Source organism: Neoroseomonas alkaliterrae, assembly GCF_014199195.1.
Taxonomy (GTDB): domain Bacteria; phylum Pseudomonadota; class Alphaproteobacteria; order Acetobacterales; family Acetobacteraceae; genus Neoroseomonas; species Neoroseomonas alkaliterrae.
In genome coordinates, this window is sequence record NZ_JACIJE010000001.1 from 479,578 (window position 1) to 504,001 (window position 24,424).

The following is a 24,424-nucleotide window of genomic DNA, read 5'->3' on the forward strand; positions in this document are numbered from 1 at the left end:
CCTCCCGAAACCCACCCCGCCGAGGGCCGGAAGGCCCTCGGAACCCGTCACCGGCGCAGCAGCAGGGCCAGCAGCGCGCAGAACAGCGCGAGGGCGAGCCAGAACCCCGTCAGCGCGGCCGGCGCGCCGAAGGCGTCCACCGCCAGGCCCGTGAGAAGCGGCGGGATGCAGAAGCCGGCATGGGCGACCAGGAACACGCCGGCGGCGGCGCGCGCACGGTCCTCGCCCGAGGCGGCCTCCGACGCCGCCGCCAGCGCGCCGACGAACAGGAAGCCATAGGCCGCGCTGCCGACCAGCGCGCCGCCGGCCAGCAGCAGGGCCGGCGAGGCGGCGAGCGTGCCCAGGACCACCAGCCCCGCCCCGGCGGCGAGCACGGGCAGCCCGATCAGCGAAAGCCGCCGCGCCGGCAGCTGCCCGATCGCCTGCTGCACCGCCGTGCCGACCAGGATCATGAAGCACACCGCGAGCGGCCCGAGGCGCGGATGCCCCGCCGCCGCCAGCGCCGAGGGCACGGAGGTGATCGCCACCCCGGTCACCCCCCAGGCGGCGAACATGCCGAAGGAGGAGGCGACGGTGCCGCGCGGGAAGGCCGGCACGCGCAGCCAGGCGACGCGCTCGCGCGGGCGGCGGTCGGGCAGGCGCGCGACCACCGGGATCAGCACCGCCACCGCGGCGATGTGCAGCCAGAAGGTCAACGGCGGCTCGCCATCCCCGAGCAGCCACAGCGCGCCGAGCGTGGCGAGCCCGCCCGCGGCATAGGACCCCGCCGTGCCGAAGGCGGTGACGCGCGCCGCCCGCCGCCCCGCCTCCGGCCCGCCGGCCAGTTCCGCCGCCCAGGCCGTCGCGCCGCCGGCGATCAGGCCGATCGCCAGGCCCTGCAGCGCCCGCGCGACGGCGAGCGCGGCAAGCCCGGGCGCGAGGATCAGCGCCAGCGTGGACAGCCCCGCCAGCGCCAGCCCCGCCAGCACGCAGGGCCTGCGCCCGATGCGGTCGGACAGCCCGCCGAGCAGCGGCGCGGTGACGATCAGCGTCGCCGCATAGGCGATGAAGGCGAGCGCGAGACCGCCCGCGCCGCCGCCCTCCCGCGCCGCATAGGCGGTGAAGAGCGGCATGGCGAGGGTGGTGGAGAAGCCGATGGCGAAGACCGCGGCGCCGACCGCCGCGACGCCGCTCACGCCGCCGCCCTGATGAAATCCGCGCAGCGCTCGGCGACCAGCATCACCGCCGGCTGGATGTTGGGCGAGGGGATGAGCGGGAAGGCCGACGCATCCGCCACGCGCAGCCCCGCCACGCCATGCACGCGCAGCTCGGGGTCGAGCACCGCCATCGCATCGCTGCCCATGCGCGCGGTGCCGCAGGGGTGGAAGACCGTGCCGGCGGTGGCGCGGATGTTGGCGAGCAGCGCCTCGTCCGTGGTCGCGTCGGGGCCGGGGCGGAGCTCCTCCTCGATCAGCGCGGCGAGCGGCGCCTGCGCGGCGATGCGCCGGCCGAGACGCGCGGCGCCGAGCATCACGCGGATGTCGTTCGGGTGGTCGAGGTAGTTCGGCCGGATCAGCGGCTTGTCCCGCGGGTCGGGCGAGCGCAGCGCGATCTCCCCGCGGCTGTCGGGGCGGCAGACGCCGTAGTTGAACATGAAGCCCGGGAAGTCCTGCAGGCCCTTCATGTAGTCGAAGGTGGAGAAGTTGACGAAGAGGAACTGCACCTCCGCCTCCTCGGCGCCGGGCGTCACGCGCGCGAAGGCGTTCGCCTCCCCCGCGCCGATCGCGAGCGGCCCCTGCCGCGCGAGCAGGTAGTCGAGCCCCATGCGCGCCTTCTTCCACGGCGAGAGCAGGATCTCGTTCAGCGTGCCGCAGGGCTTCGCGCGGAAGATGAACTTCGCGATCAGATGGTCCTGCAGGTTGCGCCCCACGCCCGGGCTGTGGCGCGCGAGGGGGATTCCCATCGCCTGCAGCGCCGCGCCGTCGCCGATGCCCGAGAGCATCAGCAGCTTCGGCGTCTCGATCGCCCCGGCGCAGCACACGATCTCGCGCGCCGCGCGGAAGAGAAGGGGCTCGCCGTCGCGCTCCGCCTCGACGGCGACCGCGCGGCCGTCCTGCACGACGATGCGCCGCGCCAGCACGCCGGTCTCCACGCGCAGGTTGCCGCGCGCCATGGCCGGGCGCAGATACTCCTTGGCGGTCGAGGAGCGGCGCCCGCCATTCACGTTGAGCTGCACCGGGCCCGCGCCGTCGATCGGGCTGCCGTCGTTCCAGTCGCGGTTGCGCGGCAGGCCGGCGGCTATGCAGGCCTCGACGAAGGCGGCGGCGGCGGGGGCGAGCCTGCGAGGCTCGCGCACATGGATCGCGCCGGCGGCGCCGCGCGCGGGGTCGGGCGGGCCGTCCCAGTGCTCGATGCGGCGGAAGACGGGCGCCACCTCCTCGTGCGACCAGCCGCGCGCCCCGGCCTGCGCCCAGCGGTCGTAGTCGTGCGGGGAGCCGCGCAGGAAGACGAGGCCGTTCACGCTGCCCGAGCCGCCCAGAACCTTGCCGCGCGGCCAGTGGATGGCGCGGCCGTCGAGGTTGGGCTCGGGCTCGGTCAGGTAGTCCCAGTCGTAGCGCTTGCTGCCGTAGAGCTTCGCATAGCCGGCGGGCAGCGAGATCCAGATGTCGCGGTCGGGCGGCCCGGCCTCCAGCAGCAGCACGCGGCAGCGCGGATCCTCGGACAGGCGCGCCGCCACGATGCAGCCGGCGGTGCCGCCGCCGACGACGATGACATCCGCCGCCGCCGTCATTCGTCGAGGCGCAGATTGGTGCGGTTGACGTAATCCCGCCAGCGCTCCTGCTCGGCGGCGAAATAGGCCCGCGCGGCCTCGGGCGTGTTGTCGCCCGGCCAGGCGTCGAGCGCGGCGGTGAGGAAGCGCTGGCGCAGCTGCGGGTCCGCGAGCGCCTGGCGGATGGCGCCGTTGAGCCTGGCAGTGATCTCGGCCGGCATGTTGGGCGGGCCGATGATGGCGTACCAGTTCACGAGGTCGAAGCCCGACACGCCGCTCTCGGCCAGGGTCGGGATGTCGGGGAAGGAGGCCGAGCGCTGCGCCGAGGTGACCGCGATGCCGCGGATGCGCCCGCCGCTGATCTGCGCGGCGGCGGAGGCCAGCGCGGCGGTGCCCCAGGCGGTCTCGCCGCGCGCGATGCTCTCCACCATCAGCCCGCCCGAGCGATAGGGCACGTTCGGGAAGCGCCCGCCGCGGCCGAGCTGGTTGACCAGCAGCTCGGCGGCGAAATGCGTGGCGTTGGCGACGCCGGAGGTGGCGAAGGGCAGGGTCTCGGGGTCGGCGCTGCGCAGCTGCGCGACCATCTCCTGCGCGGTGCGGGCGGGGAAGTCGGTGCGCGTGATCAGCACATAGGGCGTGGTGCAGACCATCGCGATCTGGGTGAAGTCGTTGACCGGATGATGGGGCGTGCCGCGTCGCACCGCATGCGGCAGCAGCGCATGGGAGGAGCTTTCCGTCAGCATCAGCGTGTAGCCGTCGGCCGGCTGGCGGCGCAGCCAGTCGGAGGCGACGCGGCCCGCCGCCCCCGGCCGGTTCTCGACCACGATCCGCGCATCGGGGCCGAGCAGCCCCTGCATCCGCTCGCCCACCAGGCGGGCGGAGATGTCGGTCGAGCCGCCGGGCGCATAGCCGCTGACCAGGGTGATGGCGCGGCTGGGGAAGGCCTGCGCGCGGGCGATGCCGGGCAGGGCGAGGACGGGAAGGGCAAGCAGGCTGCGGCGATCCATGCGGACGGTTCCTCGTGCTGTTGTGGTTGTGCCCACAGAAGCGCCGGAGCCGCGGCGCGGCAAGGGCATCACGACGCGAGCGCGCGGGCGAAGATGGCGGGATCCGCGTTGCCGCCGCTGATCACCACGCCGATCACCCCGCCTTTGGCCGCGACCTTGCCCGCGAGCACGGCGGCCAGCGCCACCGCGCCGCCCGGCTCGGCCACCACCTTCAGGTGCTCGAAGGCGAAGCGCATGGCGCGGAGGATCTCCGCTTCCGTCACCACCACGCCGCCGGCGAGGTGGCGGTGGTTGATCGCGAACGTCAGCGCGCCGGGCTGGCGGGAGAGCAGCGCGTCGCACAGCCCGCTGCCCGGCGTGGCGACCGGGATGCGCCGGCCGGCGGCGAGCGAGCGCGCCGTGTCGTCCCAGCCCTCCGGCTCGACGGCATAGGCCTCGGCCTTCGGCGCCAGCGCCTCGAGCGCCAGCACGCAGCCCGCCGTGAGCCCGCCGCCGCCGGTGCAGACGGCGAAGGCGTCGAGCGTGAGGCCCAGCGCCTGCGCGTCCTCGATCAGTTCGAGCGCCACCGTGCCCTGCCCGGCGATGACATGGGGGTGGTCGAAGGGCGGGATGACGGTCGCGCCGCGCTCGGCCGCCAGCGTCTCGGCCAGTGCGTCGCGGTCCACGCCGTGGCGGTCGAAGGGGATGATCTCGGCCCCCCAGCGGCGCGTCGCCTCCACCTTGATGGCCGGCGCGTCGGAGGGCATGGCGATGGTCGCGCGCATGCCGAGCATGTGCGCCGCCGCCGCGCAGGCCTGGCCGTGATTGCCCGAGGAATGCGTGACGATCCCGCCCCGCCGCGCCGCCGGCTCCATCAGCAGCGCCGCGTTGGTCGCCCCGCGCAGCTTGAAGGAGCCGGTGCGCTGCAGCGGCTCGGGCTTGACCAGCACCGTCGCGCCGGTGATCTCGTCGAGCAGCCGGTGGCGCAGCAGCGGCGTGCGCAGCACGCGCCCGGCGAGGCGCGCGGCGGCGGCGCGGACATCCTCGAAGTCGGGCAGGGTGTCGCTCATGCCGCCGCCCTCCGCGTGAAGCGGCGCGGATCGCACAGCGGCACGGCGGCGGCGAGCGCGCCGGGATCCTCGCCCGCGACCAGCGCGGCGAGCAGCCGCCCGGCCGCCGGCGCCGTCTGCATACCGTAGCCGCCCTGGCCGACCATCCAGAAGAAGCCCTCCGCCTCGCCCTGCCCGATGGCGAGGCCGCGATCCGGCGTGAAGGTCCTGAGCCCCGCCCAGCGGTGCTCGACGCGCGAGACCGGGATGTCGAGCGCCTGCTGCATGCGGTCGATCGCGACCGCCACGTCGTATTCGTCGGGCTGCGCGTCGCAGGGCGCGCTCGGCGTCTCGTCGGCCGGGCTGACCATCAGCTTGCGCCGCGCCTCGGGCCGCACATACCAGGTGTGGCCAGCATCGCCGACCAGCGGCCAGGCGGCGCAGTCATGCGCGCCAGGGTCCACGACGCAGGCGGTGCGGCGCCTAGGCTGCAGCCCGATGGGGGCGAGGCCCGCAATGCGCGCCACCTCGTCGCCCCAGGCGCCGGCGGCGTTCACGATCACCGGTGCGGCGAAGACGGCGCCGGTTGCGGTCTCCGCATGCCAGCGCCCCCGTTCGCGCCACAGGCGTCCGGCGCGGCTGCGCAGGGCCAGCGTTCCGCCCGCCGCGCGCGCCTGGCGCAGGAAGCCCTGGTGCATGGCCGCGACGTCGATGTCGAAGCAGTCCGCCTCGATGGCCGCGAGGCTGGCGTAGCCGGGCCGCAGCGCCGGGACCATCGCCTGCGCCTGCGCGAGCGGGATCTCGCGCATGCCATCGCCCTCCGCGATCATCGCGCGCAGGGCGTCTGCCTGCTCCGCCGGGGCGAGGTGCAGCACCGGGCGCGGCTGCATCAGCGGCACCTCCGCGAAGCCCGGCGGCGGGCTCTGGAAAAAGGCGCGCGAGGCGGCGGTGAGGATGCGCGCATCCGGGCTGCCGTAGTTGCGGATCCAGATGGCGGCGGAGCGGCCCGTGGCGTGGTAGCCGGCGCTCTCCTCGGCCTCCAGCAGCGCGACGCGATGGCTGGCCGAGAGATGCGCCGCGGCGGTCGCGCCGGCGATGCCGGCGCCGATCACGATGGCGTCGAAGGCGTGCATGTCCATGGCGCCGACAGCCTGCGCCGGGCAAACGTAACGGGCAAGGCGATGCCGCTTACTGGTCGTAAGGCCGTTGCCAGGGCGCTCCGACGGTGACTAACTTTGCGACTACCGACAAGCGAGCTCGCCATCGAGGCTCGCCCCGGGGAGAGAACGGAAGGGAAAGCATGTCGAAGCACGGGATGACCCGGCGCAATGTGCTGCGCAACGGGGCTGGCGTTCTGGCGGCGACCGCGGTCGGCGCGCCGATGGTGCACGCGCAGGGCACGGGCGGCACCCTGCGCTGCGGCTTCTGGGACCATTGGGTGCCGGTGGGCAACAATGCCATCCGCGAGCTCTGCGCCGAATGGGGCCAGCGCAACCGCGTCAATGTGCAGGTGGACTTCATCACCTCGGTCGGCAACCAGAACCTGCTGACCATCGCGGCGCAGGCGCAGTCGCGCTCGGGGCACGACATCCTCTCCTTCCCGACCTGGGAGCCGGCGTCGAAGGCCGACCTGCTCGAGCCGGTGGACGACGTGATGGCGCGGCTGACCGCGAAATACGGCGCGGTGAACCCGGCCGCCGAATACCTCGGCAAGATCCGCGGCAAGTGGGTGGCGATCCCGGCGGTGTCCGGCACCCAGTACAAGCCCGCCTGCGTGCGCTTCGACCTGCTGCAGCAGCATGCGGGCGTGGACATCCGCGCCATGTGGCCGGCCGAGAACCGCGTCGGGCCGGGGGCCGACCAGTGGACCTGGGCGAACCTCCTGACCTATGCCGAGAAGTGCCACGCCGCGGGCTTCCCCTTCGGCATGCCCATGGGCTCCTTCACCGACGCGGTGGACACGGTGGGCGCCATCTTCGCCGCCTATGGCGCGAGCGTGATGGATGCGCGCGGCAACATCACCGTGCGCGGCAACGACAAGCTGCGCGCGGCGGTGGAATACCTCGTGCGCCTGTCGCGCTTCCTGCCCAACGACGTCTGGGCCTGGGATGACGGGGCGAACAACCGCGCGCTGATCTCCGGCCGTTCGGCGCTGATCTTCAACCCGCCCTCGGCCTGGGCGGTGGCCAAGCGCGACGCGCCGCAGGTGGCCGAGCGGTGCTGGACGGTGACCACGCCCGCCGGCCCCGAGGGCCGCTTCGTGCCCTACCTGCCCTATTTCTGGGGCATCTGGTCCTTCAGCCGCATGAAGCCGGCGGCGAAGGCGCTGCTCGAGTTCATGAGCGAGCGCACGAGTGCCGAGAAGCAGACAACCACATCGAACGGCTACGACATCCCGCCCTTCCTGAGCATGAGCGACTTCGCTGTGTGGGCGAACGAGGGGCCGCCGACCGGCACGATCTTCAACTACCCGATCAAGCCGCACCACAACGCCACCGCCTCGATCGCCTTCGCGCCGGCGCCGGCGGAGTTCGCGGTGCAGGCCTACCAGCAGGGGCTGAACACCAAGGTGGTGGCGCGCGTCGCCCAGGCGGGCGAGACGATCGACCAGGCGCTCGCCTGGCTCGAGCGCGAACTGACCACCATCCGCCGCGGCGGCTGACCCGCGGCACCGCAGGACCGGGTGAGGGCGGGCGCCGGAAGGCTGCCCGCCCTGGCCTTCCCAGGGGGAGAGCACCATGGCAGCCGACGGCACGATCGCCGTGAGAGACGCCGCCGAGATCACGGGCGGCCGCGCGAACTCGCTCCAGCGTTTCGCGCGGCGGCGCTCGACCATCGCCTTCGTCATGACGCTGCCGCTGCTCGCGGTCATCGTCGGGCTCGTGGCCTATCCGGCGCTGTTCGGCATCTACCTCTCGATGCTGAACCGGCGCATGACCGAGTTCGTCGGCTTCCTCAACTACGAGATCCTGATCGAGAGCGAGACCTTCTGGAACGTCTTCTTCCAGTCCTGCTTCTTCGCCATCACGGCGGTGCTGCTGAAGGCGCTGATCGGCTTCTGGCTCGCGCACATGCTGCACCACATCCCGAACAACAAGCAGCGCAAGTGGCGCGGCATGCTGCTGGTGCCCTGGGTGATCCCGCCGGCGCTGTCCACCCTCGGCTGGTGGTGGATGTTCGACCCCTCCTACTCCTCGATCAACTGGCTGCTCTCCATCGTCTCGGTGCCGGAGGTGCCCTGGCTCGGGCACCACTGGTGGGCGCGCATCGCGATCATCATGGTCAATGTCTGGATCGGCGCGCCCTTCTTCATGATCATGTATCTCGCGGCGCTGAAGTCGGTGCCCGAGCAGCTCTACGAGGCGGCGGCGATCGACGGCGCGACCTCCTGGCAGCGGCTGCGCTACGTGACGCTGCCGATGATGGCGAACATCATCTCCATCACCGTGCTGTTCAGCCTGATCGTCACCTTCGCGAACTACGACATCGTGCGGGTGCTGACGAATGGCGGCCCGCGCGACCTGACGCATGTCTTCGCCTCCTACGCCTTCCAGGTCGGCATCCTGTCGGGGAACATTCCGCGCGGCGCGGCGGTCTCCCTGTTCATGCTGCCCTTCCTCGCGGTCTGCGCCTTCTTCGTCCTGCGCGGCGTGGTCCGGCGCAACAAGGAGCAGATGTGATGTCGGCCACCGCCGCGAACCGCGACCTCCCGGGCATCTACCACAAGGCGGGCAGCCTGCGCGCCGAGCGGCGCTGGGCGATGTGGACCGCCTATGCCTCGCTCATCGTCGCCGCCGTCATCTTCATGGCGCCGCCCTTCTACATGCTGGTCACCAGCCTCAAGACCAGCGGCGAGATCGCCGGCATGGCCGGCAACCCCTGGATCGTGCGCGAGCCCACGCTCGAGAACTACTGGGCGATCATCGAGAATCCGCTGTTCCGCGGCTTCATGCTGAACAGCATCATCATCACCGCCTGCGTGGTGGCGGTGACGATGGTGATCTCCATCCTCGCCGCCTTCGCGCTGGCGCGCATGCGCTTCTGGGGCAGCCAGATGCTGGCCACCGGCGTGTTCCTGACCTACCTCGTGCCGGACACGCTGCTCTTCATTCCGCTCTACCAGATCGTGGGCGGGCTCGGGCTGCTGAACTCAATCTGGGGGCTGGTGCTGGTCTATCCGACGCTGACGGTGCCCTTCTGCACCTGGATCATGATCGGCTACTTCGCCTCCATCCCGAAGGAGCTGGACGAGGCCGCGCTGATCGACGGCGCCACCTGGCCGCAGATGCTGCTCAAGATCTTCATCCCGGTCGCATTGCCGGGGATCATCGCGGCGACGATCTTCGCCTTCACCGTCTCCTGGGCGGCCTTCGTCTATCCCACCGCCTTCGTCACCACGCCGGACCAGATGCCGCTGACCATCGGCGTCGTGTCGCAGCTGGTGCGCGCGGACACCTTCGCCTGGGGGCAGATCATGGCCGGCGCGCTGATGGCGGCGCTCCCGCCGGTGATCATCTACGCCTTCCTGATGGACTACTACATCGCCGGGCTGACCGCCGGCGCCACCAAGGGCTGAGGAACGAGAATGGCTCAGGTTTCCCTTCGCAAGATCGTCAAGGCCTATGAAGGCGGCGTGCAGGCGGTCAAGGGCATCGACCTCGAGATCGACGACCACGAGTTCGTCGTCCTGGTCGGCCCCTCGGGCTGCGGCAAGTCCACCACGCTGCGCATGATCGCCGGGCTCGAGGAGATCACGGGCGGCGACATCGCCATCGGCGGGACCATCGTCAACGACATCCCGCCGCGCGACCGCGACATCGCGATGGTGTTCCAGAACTACGCGCTCTATCCGCACATGAGCGTGTACGAGAACATGGCATTCGGCCTCACGCTGAGGAAATTCCCCAAGGCGGAGATCGACACCCGCGTGAAGGCGGCCGCGGAGATCCTCGACATCACGCCGCTGCTCGACCGCAAGCCCAAGGCGCTCTCGGGCGGGCAGCGCCAGCGCGTGGCCATGGGCCGCGCCATCGTGCGCAACCCGAAGGTGTTCCTGTTCGACGAGCCGCTGTCCAACCTCGACGCCAAGCTGCGCGTGCAGATGCGCACCGAGATCAAGAAGGTGCACCAGCGCGTCAAGACCACCACCATCTACGTCACCCACGACCAGGTGGAGGCGATGACGCTCGCCGACCGCGTGGTGGTGATGAACCACGGCATCATCGAGCAGGTCGGCCCGCCGCAGGAGCTCTACCACAGCCCGGCGACGAAGTTCGTCGCGGGCTTCATCGGCAGCCCGGCGATGAACTTCATCCCCGCGCGGCTCGAGCAGGCCTCGGGCGCGCTGGTGCTCGCGCTGCCCGACGGCATCAGGCTGAACGTGCCCGAGGCGCGCAGCGCGCGATACGCCGCGCATGCGGGGCGCGAGGTGCTGTTCGGCATCCGCCCCGAGCACCTGACCGACGACAAGCCGACCGACAAGGCGAACCCCGCGCCGCTGACGCTGACGCCGGAGGTGATCGAGCCCATGGGCATGGAGACGCTCGCGCATTTCCGCCTCGATGGCGCCGAGATCTCCGCGCGGCTCGATCCCGCCACGCCGGCCGAGGTCGGCGTGCCCTTGCGCCTGATCGCGCACATGGATCAGATGCACCTGATCGACCCCACCACCGACAAGGTGCTCTGAATGAAACGCCTCGAAGGCAAGTCCGCCTGGGTGACCGGCGCGGGCAGCGGCATCGGCCGCGCCATCGCGATCCTCTTCGCGCAGGAGGGGGCGAAGGTCGCCCTCACCGGCCGGCGCACGGCACCGCTGGAGGAAACCGCGAGGATGATCGGCGGGGGCGCCGTCGTCGTGCCCGCCGACCTGACCGACGACAAGCAGGTCGCGGCCGCGCTGGCGAAGGTCGAGAGCACGATCGGCGGGCCTGACATCCTGGTGAACAATGCCGGCGTGAACCTGCCGAAGCGCTACCTCCATCAGCTCACGCCGGAGGCGATCCGCACGCTGGTGGACGGCAACCTCACCGCGCCCTTCATGACCTCGGTCGCGGTGCTGCCGGGGATGCGCCGGCGTGGCGGCGGGCATCTGGTGCAGATCGCCTCGATGGCGGGGAAGAACATCTCCTTCCTCTCGGGGCCCGGCTACACCGCGGCCAAGCACGGCTTCGTCGCGCTCTCGCAAGCCATCAACCAGGAGAACGGGATCCACAACATCCGCTCCTGCTGCATCTGCCCCGGCGAGGTGGCGACCGACATCCTCAAGAACCGCCCCGAGCCGGTGCCGGCCGAGGAGATCGAGCGCCTGCTGCAGCCCGAGGACATCGCCGCCATGGCGCTCTTCGCGGTGACGATGCCGCCGCGCGCCAACATCACCGAGATGCTGGTGACGCCGACCTACATGCGCCTGCTGGCGCCGCAGGCGAAGAAGATCGCCGCGATGTGATGAAGGCCGGGGGAGGGTGAACCTCCCCCGATCCCCCTCCCTTCTTTGCCATTTGGCACCGGCCCTGGCTGTCAGTTCCCAGAAGACAAAGAAGGTTGGGGGGCTCGGGGGGAAGTTCCCTTCCCCCCGTCTTTTCTTTTTCGGGAATGCCCTCATGGACATGCTGCACATCCCCGTTGACGCACTCACCACCCTGGTGCGCGACGTCTTCGTCGCCGCCGGCTGCGACGATGCGGAAGCCGGCCGCATCGCGACGCATCTCGTCGGCGCCAATCTCGCGGGCCATGACAGCCATGGCGTGGTGCGCGTGCCGCGCTATGTCGAATGGCTCGAAGCCGGCCATGTGGTGAAGGGTCAGACGGCCGAGGTCATCACCGATGGCGGTTGCTTCGCCGTGCTCGACGGCAAGTGGGGCTTCGGCCAGACGGTGGCGCCGCAGGCGGTCGCGCTCGGCATCGCCCGGGCGCAGGAGCATGGCGTCTGCGTCACCGCGCTGCGCAATGCCGGGCATATCGGCCGCGTCGGCGATTATGCCGAGCAGGCGATCGCCGCCGGGCTCATCTCCATCCACTTCGTCAATGTCGCGGGCAGCGTGCTGGTGGCGCCCTTCGGCGGGGTGGAGCGGCGCTTCTCCACCAATCCGGTCTCGATCGGCGTGCCGCTGCCGGGCAAGCCGCTGGTGCTCGACTTCGCGACCTCGCTGGTGGCGGAGGGCAAGGTGCTGGTGGCCTCCTCGGGCGGCAAGAAACTGCCGGAGGGCGCGCTGATCGAGCCCGACGGGCGGCTCTCGACCGACCCGCACACGCTCTACGGCCCCTATGACGCGATCGGGCCGCGCAACCCGGCCAACGGCAAGGGCGCGATCCGCGCCTTCGGCGAGCACAAGGGCTCGGGCCTCGCCTTCATGTGCGAGATGCTGGCCGGATGCCTGACCGCCGGCGGCACCTCGGGGCCTGTCGGGGAGCGGGGGCGCATCGCCAACGGGATGCTCTCGGTCTTCATCTCCCCGCGGCATTTCGGCACCCAGGCGGAGTTCGAGCGCATGGGCCTCGCCTATGCCGAATGGATCTCCGCCTGCCGTCCGGCGGACCCCGCGCAGCCGGTCCTGCTGCCCGGCGAGCCGGAGGAGCAGCGCCGCGCCGAGCGCACCCGCAACGGCGTGCCGCTTCCGCAGGATGCCTGGGCGAGCATCCTCGCCACCGCGACGCGGCTCGGGGTCAGGAGCCCCGTCTAGGGCAGCCGCGGCGCCCGGCTCCCGCCCCGCCGCGCGCTGTCAAGGGCGCCTGCCGGCTGGTCCCGGCGCGGCTAGCGCCGCTCGGCCCGCCGCCGCCGCGCCCGCCGGAAGGCGAAGGCGAGATGCGCGAGATAGGCGCCGAGCGCCGCGCCGACCACGACCCAGGCCAGCGGCTCGACCCACTTCTCCACCCGGTCGTAGTGGTCCTCGAGGAAGTAGCCCGCATAGGCGAGGAAGGTGAGCCACACCAGCGAGCCCAGCGCCGTCCAGAGGTAGAACACCCCGCGCGGGATCTCGACCATGCCCGCGGGCACCGAGATCAGCGTGCGCACGCCCGGGAACATCCGCCCGATGCAGATGGCGAACGGCCCCCAGCGCTTGAGCATGGCGGTGGCGCGGTCGAGATCCTCGACCTCCACCGCGAACCACTTGCCCCAGCGCGCGACCAGCGGGCGGAACCGCTCGACGCCGAGCCAGCGGCCGAGCTCGTACCAGAAGATGTTGCCGACCAGCGTGCCCCCCACCGCGGCGACGAGCAGCAGCAGCATCGAGAGCTGCCCCCGCGCGGCGGCGAAGCCCGAGGCGGCCATGATCAGCTCCGACGGGATGGGCGGGAACAGGTTCTCGAGCACCATCAGCGCGAAGATGCCGGCATAGCCGCCGGCGGCCACCATCTCGGTGATCCACTGGAACATTCAGTCCACCCTGAACAGCGAGAGCGCGACCTGCCGCCCGCGCACGTAGTTGAGGCCCGCAACGGTGCCGAGTTCGCGCAAGGTGAGGCCGCGCTCCGCAGCCGCCGCGCGGAAGGCGGCTTCCTGCCGGTCGTTCACGGCGACGATGCGGCCCTGCCCGCCGGCCAGGAACGCCGCCGCCGCCGCGCCGTCGCGCAGCAGCCGGATCTCCCCGCCCAGGGCGAATTGCAGGGAGGGCTCGTGATAGCCGACCACGCCGAAGCGCTCGTCGGGCAGCCCCGGCGCGACGGCCGCGAGCTGCGCGGCGAGGCGCGGGGAGAGCCACACCGCCTGCAGGCGGGGGATCACGCCCTCGAGCACGCTGGCATAGACCGGCACGGCGAGGATCGCGCCGGCGAGCGCCGCCCGCCCCCAGGCCTGCGCGCGCGCGAGGCGCAGCAGCACCCAGGCCATGGCGGCGCCGGCCGCGATGCCGAGCAGCGCGAAGACCTCGACGCGCCCCTCGACATGCAGCGCCGCCGCGCCGGCGACCAGCGGCAGCCCGACCGCCACGCCCACCAGCGCCGCATTGCCGAGCCAGCCCATCCAGCGCGGCGGCGCCACCCGCAGCGGGTCCATCGCCCAGCGCGCGCCGAGCAGCATCAGCGCCGGGAAGGTGGGCAGCACGTAGTGCGGCAGCTTCGTCGCCACCGCCTCGAAGAGCAGCCAGGTCGGCACCGTCCAGGCAAGCAGGAAGCGCACCGGCGGGCTCATGCGCTCGGCCCAGGCCTGGGGCAGCGCGCGCAGCACGATCCAGGCCGAGGGGAAGGCGGTGATGCCGAAGATCGCCGCATACATCCCCGGCGGCCCCCAATGCGCCTCCTCGCCCGAGGAGACCTTGCCGAGCATGTCGCCGCCGATCGCCTCGGCGAAGAAGCGGCCTTCGGTCGCGATGCCGATGGCGACGAACCAGGGGGCGGCGAAGAGCGCCATCAGCGGCAGGCCCCAGCCCGGCCGCAGCGCCGCGAGCCAGGGGGCGGAGAGGCGCCAGAATCGCGCCCCGCGCGGACGGTCCATGACGGCAAGCGTGATGCCGGCCAGCAGCGGCACCATGGGCGCGATCGGCCCCTTCAACAGCACGCCGAGGCCGAGCACCGCCCAGAACCCCGCCGCCATCGTTGGGCTGAAGCGGTCGGGCGCGAGATAGGCGCGGCCCATCAGGCCCATGGCGATGGTGATGCTCGCCAGCAGCGCGGCATCCGTCTTGGCGATATGCGTCTCGACCACGAGCACCATGCTGGGCGCGAGCATCGCCGCCGCGACGAAGGCCGCCCGCCGCCCCACCAGCGCGCGGCCGAGCAGGAAGGTCGCCAGCACCGCCGCCAGCGCCCCGAGCAGGGAGGGCACGCGATAGGCCCAGATCTGCCCGCGCGCCGGCACCCCGGCGGCCTCGAGACCATGCACCACGGCGGCCTGCGCCCAGTGGATGCCGGCCGGCTTCTTGTTGCGCTCGACCTCGCCGAGGCGGATGCGGACATAGTCCCCGCTCTCGACCATCTGGCGCGTGGCCTGGGCGAAGCGGCTCTCGTCACGGTCGCCAGGCGGGATGGTGAAGAAGCCCGGCAGCCAGAGCAGCAGGCAGAGCGCGACGAGCCAGAGGGCCGGCCATCGCGTTTCGGGCAGCCGGTCGAGGAAGGCAGCGGCGCGCATCGCGCGGCGCCTCTAGCACGCTGCGGCGCGGGCGGCCATGAAGGCCGTGCGGCGCGCCGGGCCTCCGGGGCAGCCCCCGATCTTGTCGAAAAATCTTACATCGCGACGCCTATTTGCACCAACCCAGGCGCGAAGCCTTTGATTTACGACTGCTCTTTTTCTTGGCGCAGTTTCTGCTTTAGAGACGATCGGGGCGGGCTGCGGCCGGCGCGGAGAGCGTTCCGCCGGGCATCCCGCAGGACCAGGGGGAACCACAGAACGTGAAGAAGCATCTTCTTGCCGCCGCCGCCGCCATCGCGGTCGGCACCGCGGCGCCCGCCGCGAAGGCGGCCTTCCTCGACTTCGAGGACGGGATCCTGGGCTCGCCCGTCGGCGCCTTCTACGCCGGCCAGGGCGTGAGTTTCGCGAACACCGAGTTCACCTGGTCCGGCGGCTTCGCCGGCGCGTCCGGGATCGTCGGCATCCGCGCGCAGGGGACCTACTGGTTCGGCGCCGGCCATGCCGTGGTCGGCGTGTTCAGCCAGGCCGTCTCCTCGGTCGCGATCACGGGCATCGACATCGGCGTCGCGGGCATCCGCATCGACGCGTATGACGCCGTCTCCGGCGGCAATCTCGTCGCCTTCGGCGAGGCCTTCGGGCCGGGCGTCGGCGTCGGCACCTTCCACACCGTGACCGCCGCGGCGCCGAACATCCGCCGCTTCGAGATCTACCAGCCGGCCTACAACGGCTATGACGGCATGCTGATGGACAACCTCTCCTTCACCCTCGCGGCGGTGCCGGGCCCGGCCTCGCTCGCGCTGTTCGGGATGGGGCTGCTCGGCCTCGGCATCGCCGCGCGCCGCCGCGCGCCGGCCCGCGCCTGAACCGGCGGCCTGGCGGGGCGCAGGGGAGCCCCGCCAGGCCCGCCCGGGGGCGACCGAAGCCCCCCGCTCTGGCCCTGCGGCCCCTCGGGTGCGATGAAGGCGTGCGAACCCCCGCCCGCGTGAAGCCTTGACCGCACCCACCCATCCGCCGCCGCCCGGCCTGCCCACCCGCCGCGCCGCGCGCGACCTCCTCACCGCCACGCTCGAGCAGCGCCGACCGCTGGAGGAGGCGCTGGAGGCGCTGCCCGCGCGCCTCGATCCGCGCGACCGCGCCGCCGCGCACCGCATCGCCGCCACGGTGCTGCGCCGCCTCGGCAGCCTGGACGAGATCCTTGCCCCCTTCCTGCGCAAGGAGCCGCCGCCCCCGGCGCGCCACGCGCTGCGCATCGGCGCGGCGGAACTGCTGCTTCTGGGCACGCCGCCCCATGCCGCCGTCGCCACCGCCGTGGCGCTCGCGCCGCGGGCCTTCGCCGGGCTGGTCAATGCCGTGCTGCGCAAGGTCGCGGCCGAGGGCGCGGCGGCGCTGGAGGGGCTCGATGCCGCGCGGCTCGACACGCCGCCCTGGCTCTGGGCCTCCTGGCACGCCGCCTATGGCCCCGCGGTGCGCGCCATTGCCGAGGCCCACCGTGCCCCCGCGCCGCTCGACCTGACCCCCGCGCCGGGCGCCAGCCCGCCCGAGGGTGCCGAGGTGCTTCCCACCGGCTCCTGGCGGCTTTCGGCCGGCACGCGCGTGACCGACCTGCCCGGCTTCGCCGAGGGACGCTTCTGGGTGCAGGACGCCGCCGCCGCCCTGCCGGCCCTGCTGCTGGCGCCGCGGCCGGGCGAGCGCATCGCCGACCTCTGCGCCGCGCCCGGCGGCAAGACGGCGCAGCTCGCCGCCGCCGGCGCCGAGGTCACGGCGGTCGAGCGCGACGCGCGGCGGCTCGACCGCCTGCGGGAGAACCTCGCGCGGCTGCGCCTTCGCGCCACCATCGTGCAGGCCGATGCCGCCGCCTGGACGCCGGATGCGCCCTTCGACGCCATCCTGCTCGACGCGCCCTGCACCGCGACGGGGACCATCCGCCGCCACCCCGATGTCGCCCATGCCAAGCGCCCGCGCGACGTTCCCGCGGCGGCGGAGGCGCAGGCGCGGCTGCTCGCCGCCGCGGCGCGGATGCTCAGGCCCGGCGGGCGGCTGGTCTTCGCCACCTGCTCGCTGCAGCCGGAGGAGGGCGAGGCGCATCTCCCGCGCGCCGCCGCGCTCGGCCTGGTGCACAAGCCCTTCTTGCCGGCCGAGCTGCCCGGGCTGCCGGAGGCGATCACGCCTGCGGGCTGCCTGCGCACGCGGCCGGATTTCTGGGCGGGGCGGGGCGGGATGGACGGGTTCTTCGCGGCGCGGTTCCGGCGCCCCTGAGCCGGGCCGCCGCCCGCCGTCACCCAGCGGGCCTAGTAGGATTTCGGCAGGCCCAGCACCCGCTCGGCGATGTGGCTCAGGATCAGTTCCCGGCTCACCGGCGCGATGCGCGGGATCAGGCTTTCGCGCAGGTAGCGCTCGACATGGTATTCCTGCGCATAGCCCATGCCGCCATGCGTCATCACGGCGGTCTCGGCGGCGGAGAAGCCGGCCTCGGCGGCGAGATACTTTGCCGCGTTGGATTCCGCCCCGCAGTCGCGCCCGGCATCGTAGAGCGCCGCCGCCTTCAGGACCATCAGCTCGGCGGCCTCGAGATGCGCCCAGCAGCGCGCGAGCGGATGTTGGATGCCCTGGTTCTGCCCGATGGCGCGGCCGAAGACGCGGCGTTCCCGCGCGTAGTCGGCCGCCTTGCGCAGCGCCGCGCGGCCGATGCCCACGGCCTCGGCGGCGATCAGGATGCGCTCGGGGTTCATGCCGTGCAGGATGTAGTGGAAGCCCTTGCCTTCCTCGCCGATGCGGTCCTCGACCGGCACCTCGAGGCCGTCGAAGAACACCATGTTCGAATCGACCGCATGGCGGCCCATCTTCTCGATCAGGCGGATCTCCACCCGCGCGCGGTCGATGTCGGTGTAGAAGAGCGACAGGCCGTCGGTCTTGCGCTTCACCGCCTCGAGCGGCGTGGTGCGCGCGAGCAGCAGCATCTTGTTCGCCACCTGCGCGGTGCTGATCCACATCTTCTGGCCGCGCACCACGTAGCGATCCCCCTGCCGCTCCGCGCGCGTCTTGAGCTGGGTGGTGTTGAGCCCGACATCGGGCTCGGTCACCGCGAAGCAGGGCTTGTCGCGCCCGGCGATGAGCGGCGGCAGGGCGCGCCGCTTCTGCTCCTCGGTGCCGAAGACGACGACCGGGTTCAGGCCGAAGATGTTCATGTGGATGGCCGAGGCGCCGCTCATGCAGGCGCCGCTCTCGGCGACCGCCTGCATCATCACCGCCGCCTCGGTGATGCCGAGCCCGCCGCCGCCATAGGCCTCCGGCATGGCGATGCCGAGCCAGCCGCCCGCGGCCATGGCGGCGTGGAACTCCTCGGGGAAGGTGCCTTCGCGGTCCTTGCGCAGCCAGTATTCGTCGCCGAAGGCGGCGCAGAGCCTGAGGACCTGCTCGCGGATCTCGGCCTGCTCGGCCGTCAGTTCGAAGGCCATGGCCATCCCCTCCGGTGCCGGGCGAAGGGGCCAGATGCGCGCGGGGCTGTCAATGCGGCATTGACGCGCGCGTTCGCGGAATCCACCCTGCGTTCGGATATCCGAACACGGGAGAAGGGGCGGACGGGAACCCATGGCCTCACGCGACAGCGGCGCGGCAGGGCGGCGAGCGCGCCCGGCCGCCGCGCCCCCCGCGGCGGCGGGCCCGCGCTCGGTCGGGCGCGTCCTGCGGCTGCTCGACTGCCTCGCGGCGGCGCCGCAGGGCGCGTCGCTGGCCGCGCTCGCCGCGGCCATGGGCGCGCCCAAGACGACGCTGCTCGGCCTGCTGCGCGGCCTCGCCGCGGCCGGCTGCGCGGTGCAGGCCGAAGGCACCTGGCGGCTGGGGCCCGAGGCCTTCGGCCTCGCCCGCGCCATCCTCGCCGGTGAGGGCGAAGGCTTCGGCCAGGCGGGGCGCGCGGCGCTGCAGACGCTCGCCGAGGACACCGGGGAGACGGCGATGCTCGCCGTGCTCGCGCCCGATCGCCGCGCGATGGTCTATACGGACAAGGTCGAGAGTCGCACCGCGCTGCGCTTCGCCGCGACGGTGGGGGACCGCCGGCCCATCCACTGCACGGCCTCGGGCCGCGTCATGCTCGCCTTCCTGCCGCCGCCCTGGCCCGAGGCCTATCTGCGCGGGGCGCGCCTGGCCGCGCTCACGCGCAGCAGCGTCACCGACCGCCGCGCCCTGCGCCGCATCCTCGCCGAGGTGCGCGAGCAGGGCCATGCCGTGACCCTGGGCGAGGCGACCGAGGGCGTGGCCGGCATCGCCGCCCCGGTCTTCGCGGCGAGCGGCGAGGTGGTGGCGGCGATCGTCCTGGCCGGGCCGCTGGCGCGCGTGCAGCCGAGGCTGGCCGGCCTCGCGCGCCGCGTCAGGCAGGCCGGGCGCGACCTCTCGCGGCGGCTCGGGCACCGGCCCGGCGAGGCCCGCGGGGCGGGCGCGTAAGGGGGGAGGCCGCGGTCGGCGGGCAGCGCGGCCTCACGCGGAAGGCCCCGCGGCCGGCCGGCCGCCGGCATCATGCCCTGCGGACGCTTGTCCTCAGGGTGTCAGGATCCGGTTCCACGCGCGGCCGCCCCACCAGCCCCGCGCGCCTTGCCCGCGGGCGACAGGTCATACCATTCACCCGCCGGCATCACTGCGCCTCCATCGCCGCGGTGAGCGGCGGCGCGGGCTGCGCGGCGGGGCGCGGCAGTTCGAACCACAGGCAGGCTTCCTCCTGCCCGCGCGCGGGGCACCAGATGCGCCCCTCGCCGAGCGGCGTCATGCCCAGCCGCCGCGCCACCGCGAGCGAGGGCGCGTTGTCCGCCTGCACCGCCGCGCGCACGCGCTGCACGTCCATCAGCGCGAAGGCGTGGGCGATGGCGGCCGGCGCGGCCTCGCGCATGTAGCCCTCGCCCTGGAAGGCCTCGCCCAGCCAGTAGGTGATCAGCGCCGTCCGGTCGTCCCCCGGCGCGCGGGAGATGCTGATCCAGCCGAGCACCGCCCCATCCGCCCGCCGCTCGATCACCAGCGGCAGGGAGCGCAGGGCCGCCGCGGCCATCCGCACCCCGGCGATGCGGTCGGCCGCCATCAGCGGCGTGTAGGGCACCGGCCAGGAGGCGAGGCGGGCGCTGATCGCCTCGCTCATCAGCGCGGCGAGGGCCTCGGCGTCGCGGGGTTCGGCGCAGCGCAGCCGCAGGCGTTCTGTATCTACAGGCGGAATTCCCGGCGCCATGGCAACCATTGCGAGAGAATGGACCGGTCTAGGCTATCGCACCAGCCTCTTAACGATCCTTTCCGCCATTCCGCTCCGGGGCGGATCAAACATTCGCGCGAGGGCGAAGCGCCCGTGCCGGACCCGCGCGCGCAGGTTGGAGAAGGAGCGAAAGCCTTCCTCCCCATGCATGCGCCCATGGCCCGAGCCGCCGACCCCGCCGAAGGCCAGCGCGGAGAAGCCGACATGCTCCACGCAGCGGCCGGAAACCAGCGCGCCGGAGCGGGTTCCGGCGGCGATCTGCGCCTCCTCCGCCGGGCTCGCGCCAAAGATGTAGATGGCCAGCGGCGCCGGCCGCGCGGCGACCCAGGCGATGGCGGCGGCGAGGTCGGGCCGCTCCAGCACCGGCAGGATGGGCCCGAACACTTCCTCGTGAAGCAGCGGGTGGTCCTCCGGCGCCTCGGCCAGCGCGAGGGCGCGGCGGCGGCCCGGCCCATCCGGCCCGAGCGGCGTCAGCCGCGCCCCGGCGGCCAGCCGGTCGAGCCGCGCGGCGGCGGCCTCGTCCACCAGCGCGGTCTCGGGCGCGGGGATGCCGGCGGCGCGGCAGGCGGCCTCGAAGGCGGCGCGGCCATGGCCGACCAGCAGCACCGTGTCGGGCGCGACGCAGGTCTGGCCGGCATTGAGCGCCTTGCCGACCAGGATGGCGCGCGCCGCCGCCCCAAGTTCCGCGCCCGGCAGGATGATCGCGGGGCATTTGCCGCCCAGTTCCAGCGTCAGCGGCACCAGGTTCGGCGCCGCCGCGGCGGCCACCTTCCGGCCGGTCGCGGTGCCGCCGGTGAAGGCGAGGTGGTCCCAGGGCTGGGCCGCGAAATCCGCCGCGACGGCGGCATCGCCGGTCACGCAGCGCGCGATGCGCGGGCCGAGCGCGGCCTCCAGCACCTCGCCCACCAGCGCCGCGCAGCGCGGCGTGCGCTCCGAGGGCTTCACGGCGATGCGGTTGCCCGCCGCGATGGCGTCCACCGCCGGGGCGAGGGCGAGCTGGAACGGGTAGTTCCACGGCGCGAGGATGCCGACGATGCCCTTGGGCACCGGTTCGAGCCGCGCCCGCGCCGGCCAGAACGGGTAGGGCACGCCGACGCGCCGCGGGCGCGCCCAGCGGCGCAGGTGGCGGCGGGCATGCAGCGCGAAATCGGCCACCAGCAGCGCATCGGCGAGCAGCGTCTCGATGCGCGAGCGGGCGCCGAAATCGGCGGCGGCGGCGGCGGCGATGTCCTCGGCGCGGCGCTTGGTCTCGGCGGCGAGGCGGGCGAGCAGCTCGCGCCGCGCCGCGAGGTCCGGCGCGCCGTCCGTCGCCTCGGCGGCGCGCAGGGCGGCCAGGGCCTCGGCGGGGCTCATGCGGCGCGCACCGGGGTTGCGCCGCCTCCGCCATGCGTCCGCTGCGGGTGTTCGCGCGGCGTCACGCGGCCTCCCGGCGCGGCAGGCGGGGCAGCAGGGCCCTGGCCGCGGCCTCGCCCGAGCGGGCGGCGGCCTCGATGGTCGCGGGCAGGCCGGGCCAGGTCCAGTCCCCGGCCAAGGCGAGGTTGTGCATGGGCCGCCGCGGCGCGTGCGGGGCGATGCCGACGCCATGGCGCGGCGTGGCGCGGCGCTCCTTCACCGCGCGGCAGGGGGGCGGCGCCTCCGGCCAGTCGCCGGGCAGGGCGAAGGCCTGCGCGGCGCGGCGGATCTCGGCCCAGGCGCGCGGGGCGAGGCTCGCGGCCGCCTCCTCGGTTTCCGCATCGGCCGCGCTGACCGTCACGCTGATCCCGGCGGGCCGCAGCAGGATCCATTGGGTCAGCCCGCCCAGGATGCCGATGAAGCGCACCGGCCCCGGCGTGGATTGCGCGAAATGGAGGTTGAGGATGGGCGCATGGCGCTCGGGCACCTTCAGCCCGGGGATCAGCCGCGCCGTCTCCCAGGGCGGCAGGGCCAGGATCACGGCGTCGCGCTCGCCGAGCGGCAGGCTCTCCTCGCCGAGATGGAGCGCGGTGACGCGGCCATCGGCCTGGGTCATGGCGCGCAGCCGGCTGCCGAGGCGCAGCGTGGCGCCGGCGGCCTCCAGCGCGGCGAGGGCGGGCGCGACGAGATCGGGCCCCAGCCCCTCGCGCGCCACCAGCAGCCGCGCCGCCCCGGCGCTGCCGAGCCGCCGCAGCACCTGCCCGAGCCGCGCGGAGGAGGCCTCCTGCACCGGGGTGTTCAGCGCGGCGACGGTCAGTGGCTCCACGAAGCCGCGCAGCAGGGCGGGGTGCCGCGCCAGCGCCTCGGCCACCGGACGGTCGGTGAGCGGCAGCGCCATGCCGAGCAGGGCCAGCAGGCCCCCGGCGCTCAGCCCCGGCGGCCGCCGGGCCGGATCCCGCCAGGCGAGCGGCGCGGCGGCGATGCGGCGCGCGCTGCCATCGGCGAGGTCGAGCAGCGGCAGCCCCTCGGGTTCCGGCTCGATCCAGCGCTCGCGGGCGCTGATCGCCTCGAGGAAGCGCAGCGCGGCATGGTTCGCCCCCATCAGCGCGTGGGTGCCGTTGTCGGTGCCGTCGGGCAGCGCGCGGCAGCGCCCGCCGGCGAGCATCGTCGCCTCATGCAGCGTCACGGCATGGCCGGCGCGGGCGAGGACGAGCGCGGCGACCATCCCGGCCATGCCGGCGCCGACGACATGCACGCGCGCCGCGCCCTGCGGGCCGAAGGGGCAGGGGCCGGGAGCGGCGATCCTCATCGCGCGGCGACGGGGGCGAGGCGCAGCGCGAAGGCGGCCATGCGCGCCTTCTCACCCGCCGTCAGGCGCGGGCGCGCGCGCGGCGCGCCGAAGCCGCGGGCGAGCAGGCGGTCGAACAGGCGCCGGTAGCCCCACATCATGATGCGCGCGGGCAGCAGGGCGCGGGTGTCGAGGTGCCGCAGCTCGGCCTCGGCGCGGGCGAAGCCGGCTTCGGCCTCGGCGGCGAGCGCGCGGGCGGCGGCGGCGATGCCGGGCGCGGCGATGATGCGCGCCGCCGGCCCCTCTGGCACGCCATGCGCGGCGAGCAGGTCGGCGGGCAGATAGACGCGATCGCGCGCCGCGTCCTCGTCCATGTCGCGCAGGATGTTGACGAGCTGCAGCGTGCGCCCGAGCGCGAGGCCGAACGGCGCCGCCTCGGGCGCGCCGAAGATGCGCACCGCCATCGCGCCGACGCTGCCCGCGACACGGCGGCAATAGAGGTCGAGCGCGGCGGCGTCGGGGATCCGCACCGCGGGCGCGGCGTCGGTCTCCATGCCCGCGATCATCGCCTCGCATTCCGCAATGGGCAGGCCGTAGCGCTCGCGCGCGCGGGCGAGCTCGCGCGAGAGGGCGCAGTCGGGCCGCGCCAGCTTCGCCCGCCAGTCGTCGAGGAAGCGGCGCTTCTCGGTCTCGGGCATGGCGCCGTCGGCGATGTCGTCCACCGCGCGGCAGAAGGCATAGACGGCCCAGAGGGCGCGGCGGCGATCCCCGCGCAGCGCCGCCATGCCGCGCGCGAAGGAGGAGCCCGCGCGCGCGACGCGGGCGCGCACCAGCGCGGCGTCCGAGGGCCCTCCGAAGGGCGCGGCGAGGAAGGCGCGGGCGAAATCCGCCCTGCCCAGCGCGACGCGCTGGCGGACCGGGTCCTCCGCGCGCAGCCGCGCGAGCAGGCGCCGCGCGAGCGCGAGCGTCACGGCGGCTTCCATCGCGAGGCGCCGCGCGCCGATCAGGCGCGGCAGGCAAGCCGCGGCGTCGAGGCGTTCCTCCACCCGGTCCAGCGCGGCGTCGAGCACGGCGCGGCGGCGCTCCGCGTTCTCCGGGGCGAAGAAGGCCTCCTCCCCCCCGGCCAGCGCCATCCAGGGCCCGGGCAGGTAGATGCGGTCGAGCGCCTCGCGGTCCCTGGCGAGGTCCTGGATGTGGTTGAGCACCTGCAGCGCGGTGCAGAGGGCATCGGCGGCGGCCTCGGCCCCGGGTGCGGCTGCGCCGTGCAGGCGCAGCAGCATCCGCCCCACGGGATTGGCCGAGGCGGCGCAATAGGCCTCGAGCCCCGCCCAGTCCGCGTAGCGGCCCTGCGTCGCGTCCTGGCGGAAGGCGGCGAGCATGGCGCGCGCCTCCGCCGTGCCGCAGCCGCTGTCATGGAGCGGCCGCGCGGCGGGCTCGGCGGTGGCGGGGTCGTCCAGCGCGCGTTCCAGCGCGTCGAGCCGCGCGAGCTTCTCGGCCGCCGGCAGGTCCGGGCTGTCGGCGATGTCGTCCGCCGTGCGCACGAAGCGGTAGAAGCCGAGCACCTTCGGGCGCACCGCGCGCGCGAGCAGCGCCGAGGCGACCGGGAAGTTCTCGGCATCATGGGTGCGGCTGGGCGGTCCGGCGGCGACGGTCATCGGCCGCATGGTGGC

At 73.8% G+C, this 24,424-nt stretch carries 21 protein-coding genes; 9 read left to right on the plus strand and 12 right to left on the minus strand.

Features of this window, described 5'->3' with window-relative positions:
* Window positions 1-47 precede the first annotated feature (47 nt).
* From FHS88_RS02305 to FHS88_RS02325, 5 genes are all read right to left on the minus strand, one after another.
* Window positions 48-1,175, minus strand: coding sequence for an MFS transporter (locus FHS88_RS02305; RefSeq protein ID WP_184480872.1), 1,128 nt, complete (start codon window positions 1,173-1,175; stop codon window positions 48-50).
* Entirely contained in the window at window positions 1,172-2,770 is a 1,599-nt protein-coding gene (locus FHS88_RS02310; protein WP_184480874.1) for a GMC family oxidoreductase, read from the minus strand. Before FHS88_RS02310 ends, FHS88_RS02305 begins: the two co-directional genes overlap by 4 nt.
* On the minus strand, window positions 2,767-3,756 hold the full coding sequence (locus FHS88_RS02315) for a Bug family tripartite tricarboxylate transporter substrate binding protein (protein ID WP_184480876.1): 990 nt from the start codon (window positions 3,754-3,756) through the stop codon (window positions 2,767-2,769). The genes FHS88_RS02310 and FHS88_RS02315 overlap by 4 nt, the downstream gene beginning before the upstream one ends.
* Before the next feature lie 68 nt (window positions 3,757-3,824).
* Window positions 3,825-4,805: a threonine ammonia-lyase gene (locus tag FHS88_RS02320; protein WP_184480878.1), complete on the minus strand. Its 981-nt coding sequence runs from the start codon at window positions 4,803-4,805 to the stop codon at window positions 3,825-3,827.
* Window positions 4,802-5,923, minus strand: coding sequence for an NAD(P)/FAD-dependent oxidoreductase (locus FHS88_RS02325; RefSeq protein ID WP_246419183.1), 1,122 nt, complete (start codon window positions 5,921-5,923; stop codon window positions 4,802-4,804). The genes FHS88_RS02320 and FHS88_RS02325 overlap by 4 nt, the downstream gene beginning before the upstream one ends.
* 161 nt (window positions 5,924-6,084) lie before the next feature.
* On the opposite strand from FHS88_RS02325, the gene FHS88_RS02330 reads away from it, so the two are divergent.
* The 6 genes from FHS88_RS02330 (at window position 6,085) to FHS88_RS02355 (ending at window position 12,463) form a co-directional block, all read left to right on the plus strand.
* Window positions 6,085-7,446, plus strand: coding sequence for an ABC transporter substrate-binding protein (locus FHS88_RS02330; RefSeq protein ID WP_184480880.1), 1,362 nt, complete (start codon window positions 6,085-6,087; stop codon window positions 7,444-7,446).
* Window positions 7,447-7,522: 76 nt separating this feature from the next.
* Window positions 7,523-8,464 carry a carbohydrate ABC transporter permease gene (locus FHS88_RS02335; RefSeq protein WP_184480882.1) on the plus strand — a complete coding sequence of 314 codons (942 nt, stop codon included), beginning with the start codon at window positions 7,523-7,525 and terminating at the stop codon, window positions 8,462-8,464.
* A complete protein-coding gene (locus FHS88_RS02340; protein WP_184480884.1) occupies window positions 8,464-9,360 on the plus strand; it encodes a carbohydrate ABC transporter permease in 897 nt (298 codons plus the stop codon). Before FHS88_RS02335 ends, FHS88_RS02340 begins: the two co-directional genes overlap by 1 nt.
* Window positions 9,361-9,369: 9 nt before the next feature.
* Window positions 9,370-10,470 (plus strand): ABC transporter ATP-binding protein, encoded by a 1,101-nt coding sequence (locus FHS88_RS02345; RefSeq protein ID WP_184480886.1) that lies wholly within the window; start codon window positions 9,370-9,372, stop codon window positions 10,468-10,470.
* A complete protein-coding gene (locus FHS88_RS02350) occupies window positions 10,471-11,229 on the plus strand; it encodes an SDR family oxidoreductase (RefSeq protein ID WP_184480888.1) in 759 nt (252 codons plus the stop codon).
* 154 nt (window positions 11,230-11,383) lie between these two features.
* Window positions 11,384-12,463: a malate/lactate/ureidoglycolate dehydrogenase gene (locus tag FHS88_RS02355; RefSeq protein ID WP_211842473.1), complete on the plus strand. Its 1,080-nt coding sequence runs from the start codon at window positions 11,384-11,386 to the stop codon at window positions 12,461-12,463.
* Window positions 12,464-12,534: 71 nt separating this feature from the next.
* Here FHS88_RS02355 and FHS88_RS02360 read toward each other — a convergent pair whose 3' ends face one another.
* Entirely contained in the window at window positions 12,535-13,158 is a 624-nt protein-coding gene (locus FHS88_RS02360) for a DedA family protein (RefSeq protein ID WP_184480891.1), read from the minus strand.
* Window positions 13,159-14,847 carry an ArnT family glycosyltransferase gene (locus FHS88_RS02365; RefSeq protein WP_184480893.1) on the minus strand — a complete coding sequence of 563 codons (1,689 nt, stop codon included), beginning with the start codon at window positions 14,845-14,847 and terminating at the stop codon, window positions 13,159-13,161.
* A gap of 260 nt (window positions 14,848-15,107) precedes the next feature.
* Between FHS88_RS02365 and FHS88_RS02370 the strand changes: the two genes are divergently transcribed.
* Together FHS88_RS02370 and FHS88_RS02375 are read left to right on the plus strand one after the other, a co-directional pair.
* Window positions 15,108-15,710, plus strand: coding sequence for a hypothetical protein (locus FHS88_RS02370; protein ID WP_184480894.1), 603 nt, complete (start codon window positions 15,108-15,110; stop codon window positions 15,708-15,710).
* Window positions 15,711-15,837: 127 nt separating this feature from the next.
* Window positions 15,838-17,103 carry an RsmB/NOP family class I SAM-dependent RNA methyltransferase gene (locus FHS88_RS02375; RefSeq protein WP_184480896.1) on the plus strand — a complete coding sequence of 422 codons (1,266 nt, stop codon included), beginning with the start codon at window positions 15,838-15,840 and terminating at the stop codon, window positions 17,101-17,103.
* 32 nt (window positions 17,104-17,135) lie between these two features.
* On the opposite strand, the gene FHS88_RS02380 is transcribed toward FHS88_RS02375, so the two are convergent.
* The gene (locus FHS88_RS02380) at window positions 17,136-18,302 is read right to left on the minus strand and encodes an acyl-CoA dehydrogenase family protein (protein ID WP_184480898.1); all 1,167 of its coding nucleotides are present in this window, start codon (window positions 18,300-18,302) and stop codon (window positions 17,136-17,138) included.
* 133 nt (window positions 18,303-18,435) lie between these two features.
* Here FHS88_RS02380 and FHS88_RS02385 point away from each other — a divergent pair, with 133 nt between their 5' ends.
* Window positions 18,436-19,284 (plus strand): IclR family transcriptional regulator, encoded by an 849-nt coding sequence (locus FHS88_RS02385; RefSeq protein ID WP_184480900.1) that lies wholly within the window; start codon window positions 18,436-18,438, stop codon window positions 19,282-19,284.
* Between the two features lie 187 nt (window positions 19,285-19,471).
* Here FHS88_RS02385 and FHS88_RS02390 read toward each other — a convergent pair whose 3' ends face one another.
* The 4 genes from FHS88_RS02390 to FHS88_RS02405 form a co-directional block, all read right to left on the minus strand.
* Entirely contained in the window at window positions 19,472-20,053 is a 582-nt protein-coding gene (locus FHS88_RS02390; RefSeq protein WP_184480902.1) for a GNAT family N-acetyltransferase, read from the minus strand.
* A gap of 33 nt (window positions 20,054-20,086) precedes the next feature.
* Window positions 20,087-21,427, minus strand: coding sequence for an aldehyde dehydrogenase family protein (locus FHS88_RS02395; protein WP_184480904.1), 1,341 nt, complete (start codon window positions 21,425-21,427; stop codon window positions 20,087-20,089).
* Window positions 21,428-21,488: 61 nt separating this feature from the next.
* Window positions 21,489-22,775 (minus strand): hydroxysqualene dehydroxylase, encoded by a 1,287-nt coding sequence (locus FHS88_RS02400; protein WP_184480906.1) that lies wholly within the window; start codon window positions 22,773-22,775, stop codon window positions 21,489-21,491.
* On the minus strand, window positions 22,772-24,409 hold the full coding sequence (locus FHS88_RS02405) for a squalene/phytoene synthase family protein (protein WP_246419196.1): 1,638 nt from the start codon (window positions 24,407-24,409) through the stop codon (window positions 22,772-22,774). The genes FHS88_RS02400 and FHS88_RS02405 overlap by 4 nt, the downstream gene beginning before the upstream one ends.
* Window positions 24,410-24,424: the final 15 nt, after the last annotated feature.

Coding starts and splice junctions, on each gene's coding strand:
- FHS88_RS02340 (WP_184480884.1), top strand. CDS start 8,464: ATGTCGGCCACCGCCGCGAACCGCGACCTCCCGGGCATCTACCACAAG.
- FHS88_RS02395 (WP_184480904.1), bottom strand. CDS start 21,427: ATGAGCCCCGCCGAGGCCCTGGCCGCCCTGCGCGCCGCCGAGGCGACG.
- FHS88_RS02310 (WP_184480874.1), bottom strand. CDS start 2,770: ATGACGGCGGCGGCGGATGTCATCGTCGTCGGCGGCGGCACCGCCGGC.
- FHS88_RS02380 (WP_184480898.1), bottom strand. CDS start 18,302: ATGGCCTTCGAACTGACGGCCGAGCAGGCCGAGATCCGCGAGCAGGTC.
- FHS88_RS02365 (WP_184480893.1), bottom strand. CDS start 14,847: ATGCGCGCCGCTGCCTTCCTCGACCGGCTGCCCGAAACGCGATGGCCG.
- FHS88_RS02385 (WP_184480900.1), top strand. CDS start 18,436: ATGGCCTCACGCGACAGCGGCGCGGCAGGGCGGCGAGCGCGCCCGGCC.
- FHS88_RS02335 (WP_184480882.1), top strand. CDS start 7,523: ATGGCAGCCGACGGCACGATCGCCGTGAGAGACGCCGCCGAGATCACG.
- FHS88_RS02405 (WP_246419196.1), bottom strand. CDS start 24,409: ATGACCGTCGCCGCCGGACCGCCCAGCCGCACCCATGATGCCGAGAAC.
- FHS88_RS02330 (WP_184480880.1), top strand. CDS start 6,085: ATGTCGAAGCACGGGATGACCCGGCGCAATGTGCTGCGCAACGGGGCT.
- FHS88_RS02400 (WP_184480906.1), bottom strand. CDS start 22,775: ATGAGGATCGCCGCTCCCGGCCCCTGCCCCTTCGGCCCGCAGGGCGCG.
- FHS88_RS02315 (WP_184480876.1), bottom strand. CDS start 3,756: ATGGATCGCCGCAGCCTGCTTGCCCTTCCCGTCCTCGCCCTGCCCGGC.
- FHS88_RS02360 (WP_184480891.1), bottom strand. CDS start 13,158: ATGTTCCAGTGGATCACCGAGATGGTGGCCGCCGGCGGCTATGCCGGC.
- FHS88_RS02345 (WP_184480886.1), top strand. CDS start 9,370: ATGGCTCAGGTTTCCCTTCGCAAGATCGTCAAGGCCTATGAAGGCGGC.
- FHS88_RS02350 (WP_184480888.1), top strand. CDS start 10,471: ATGAAACGCCTCGAAGGCAAGTCCGCCTGGGTGACCGGCGCGGGCAGC.
- FHS88_RS02320 (WP_184480878.1), bottom strand. CDS start 4,805: ATGAGCGACACCCTGCCCGACTTCGAGGATGTCCGCGCCGCCGCCGCG.
- FHS88_RS02325 (WP_246419183.1), bottom strand. CDS start 5,923: ATGGACATGCACGCCTTCGACGCCATCGTGATCGGCGCCGGCATCGCC.
- FHS88_RS02355 (WP_211842473.1), top strand. CDS start 11,384: ATGGACATGCTGCACATCCCCGTTGACGCACTCACCACCCTGGTGCGC.
- FHS88_RS02390 (WP_184480902.1), bottom strand. CDS start 20,053: ATGGCGCCGGGAATTCCGCCTGTAGATACAGAACGCCTGCGGCTGCGC.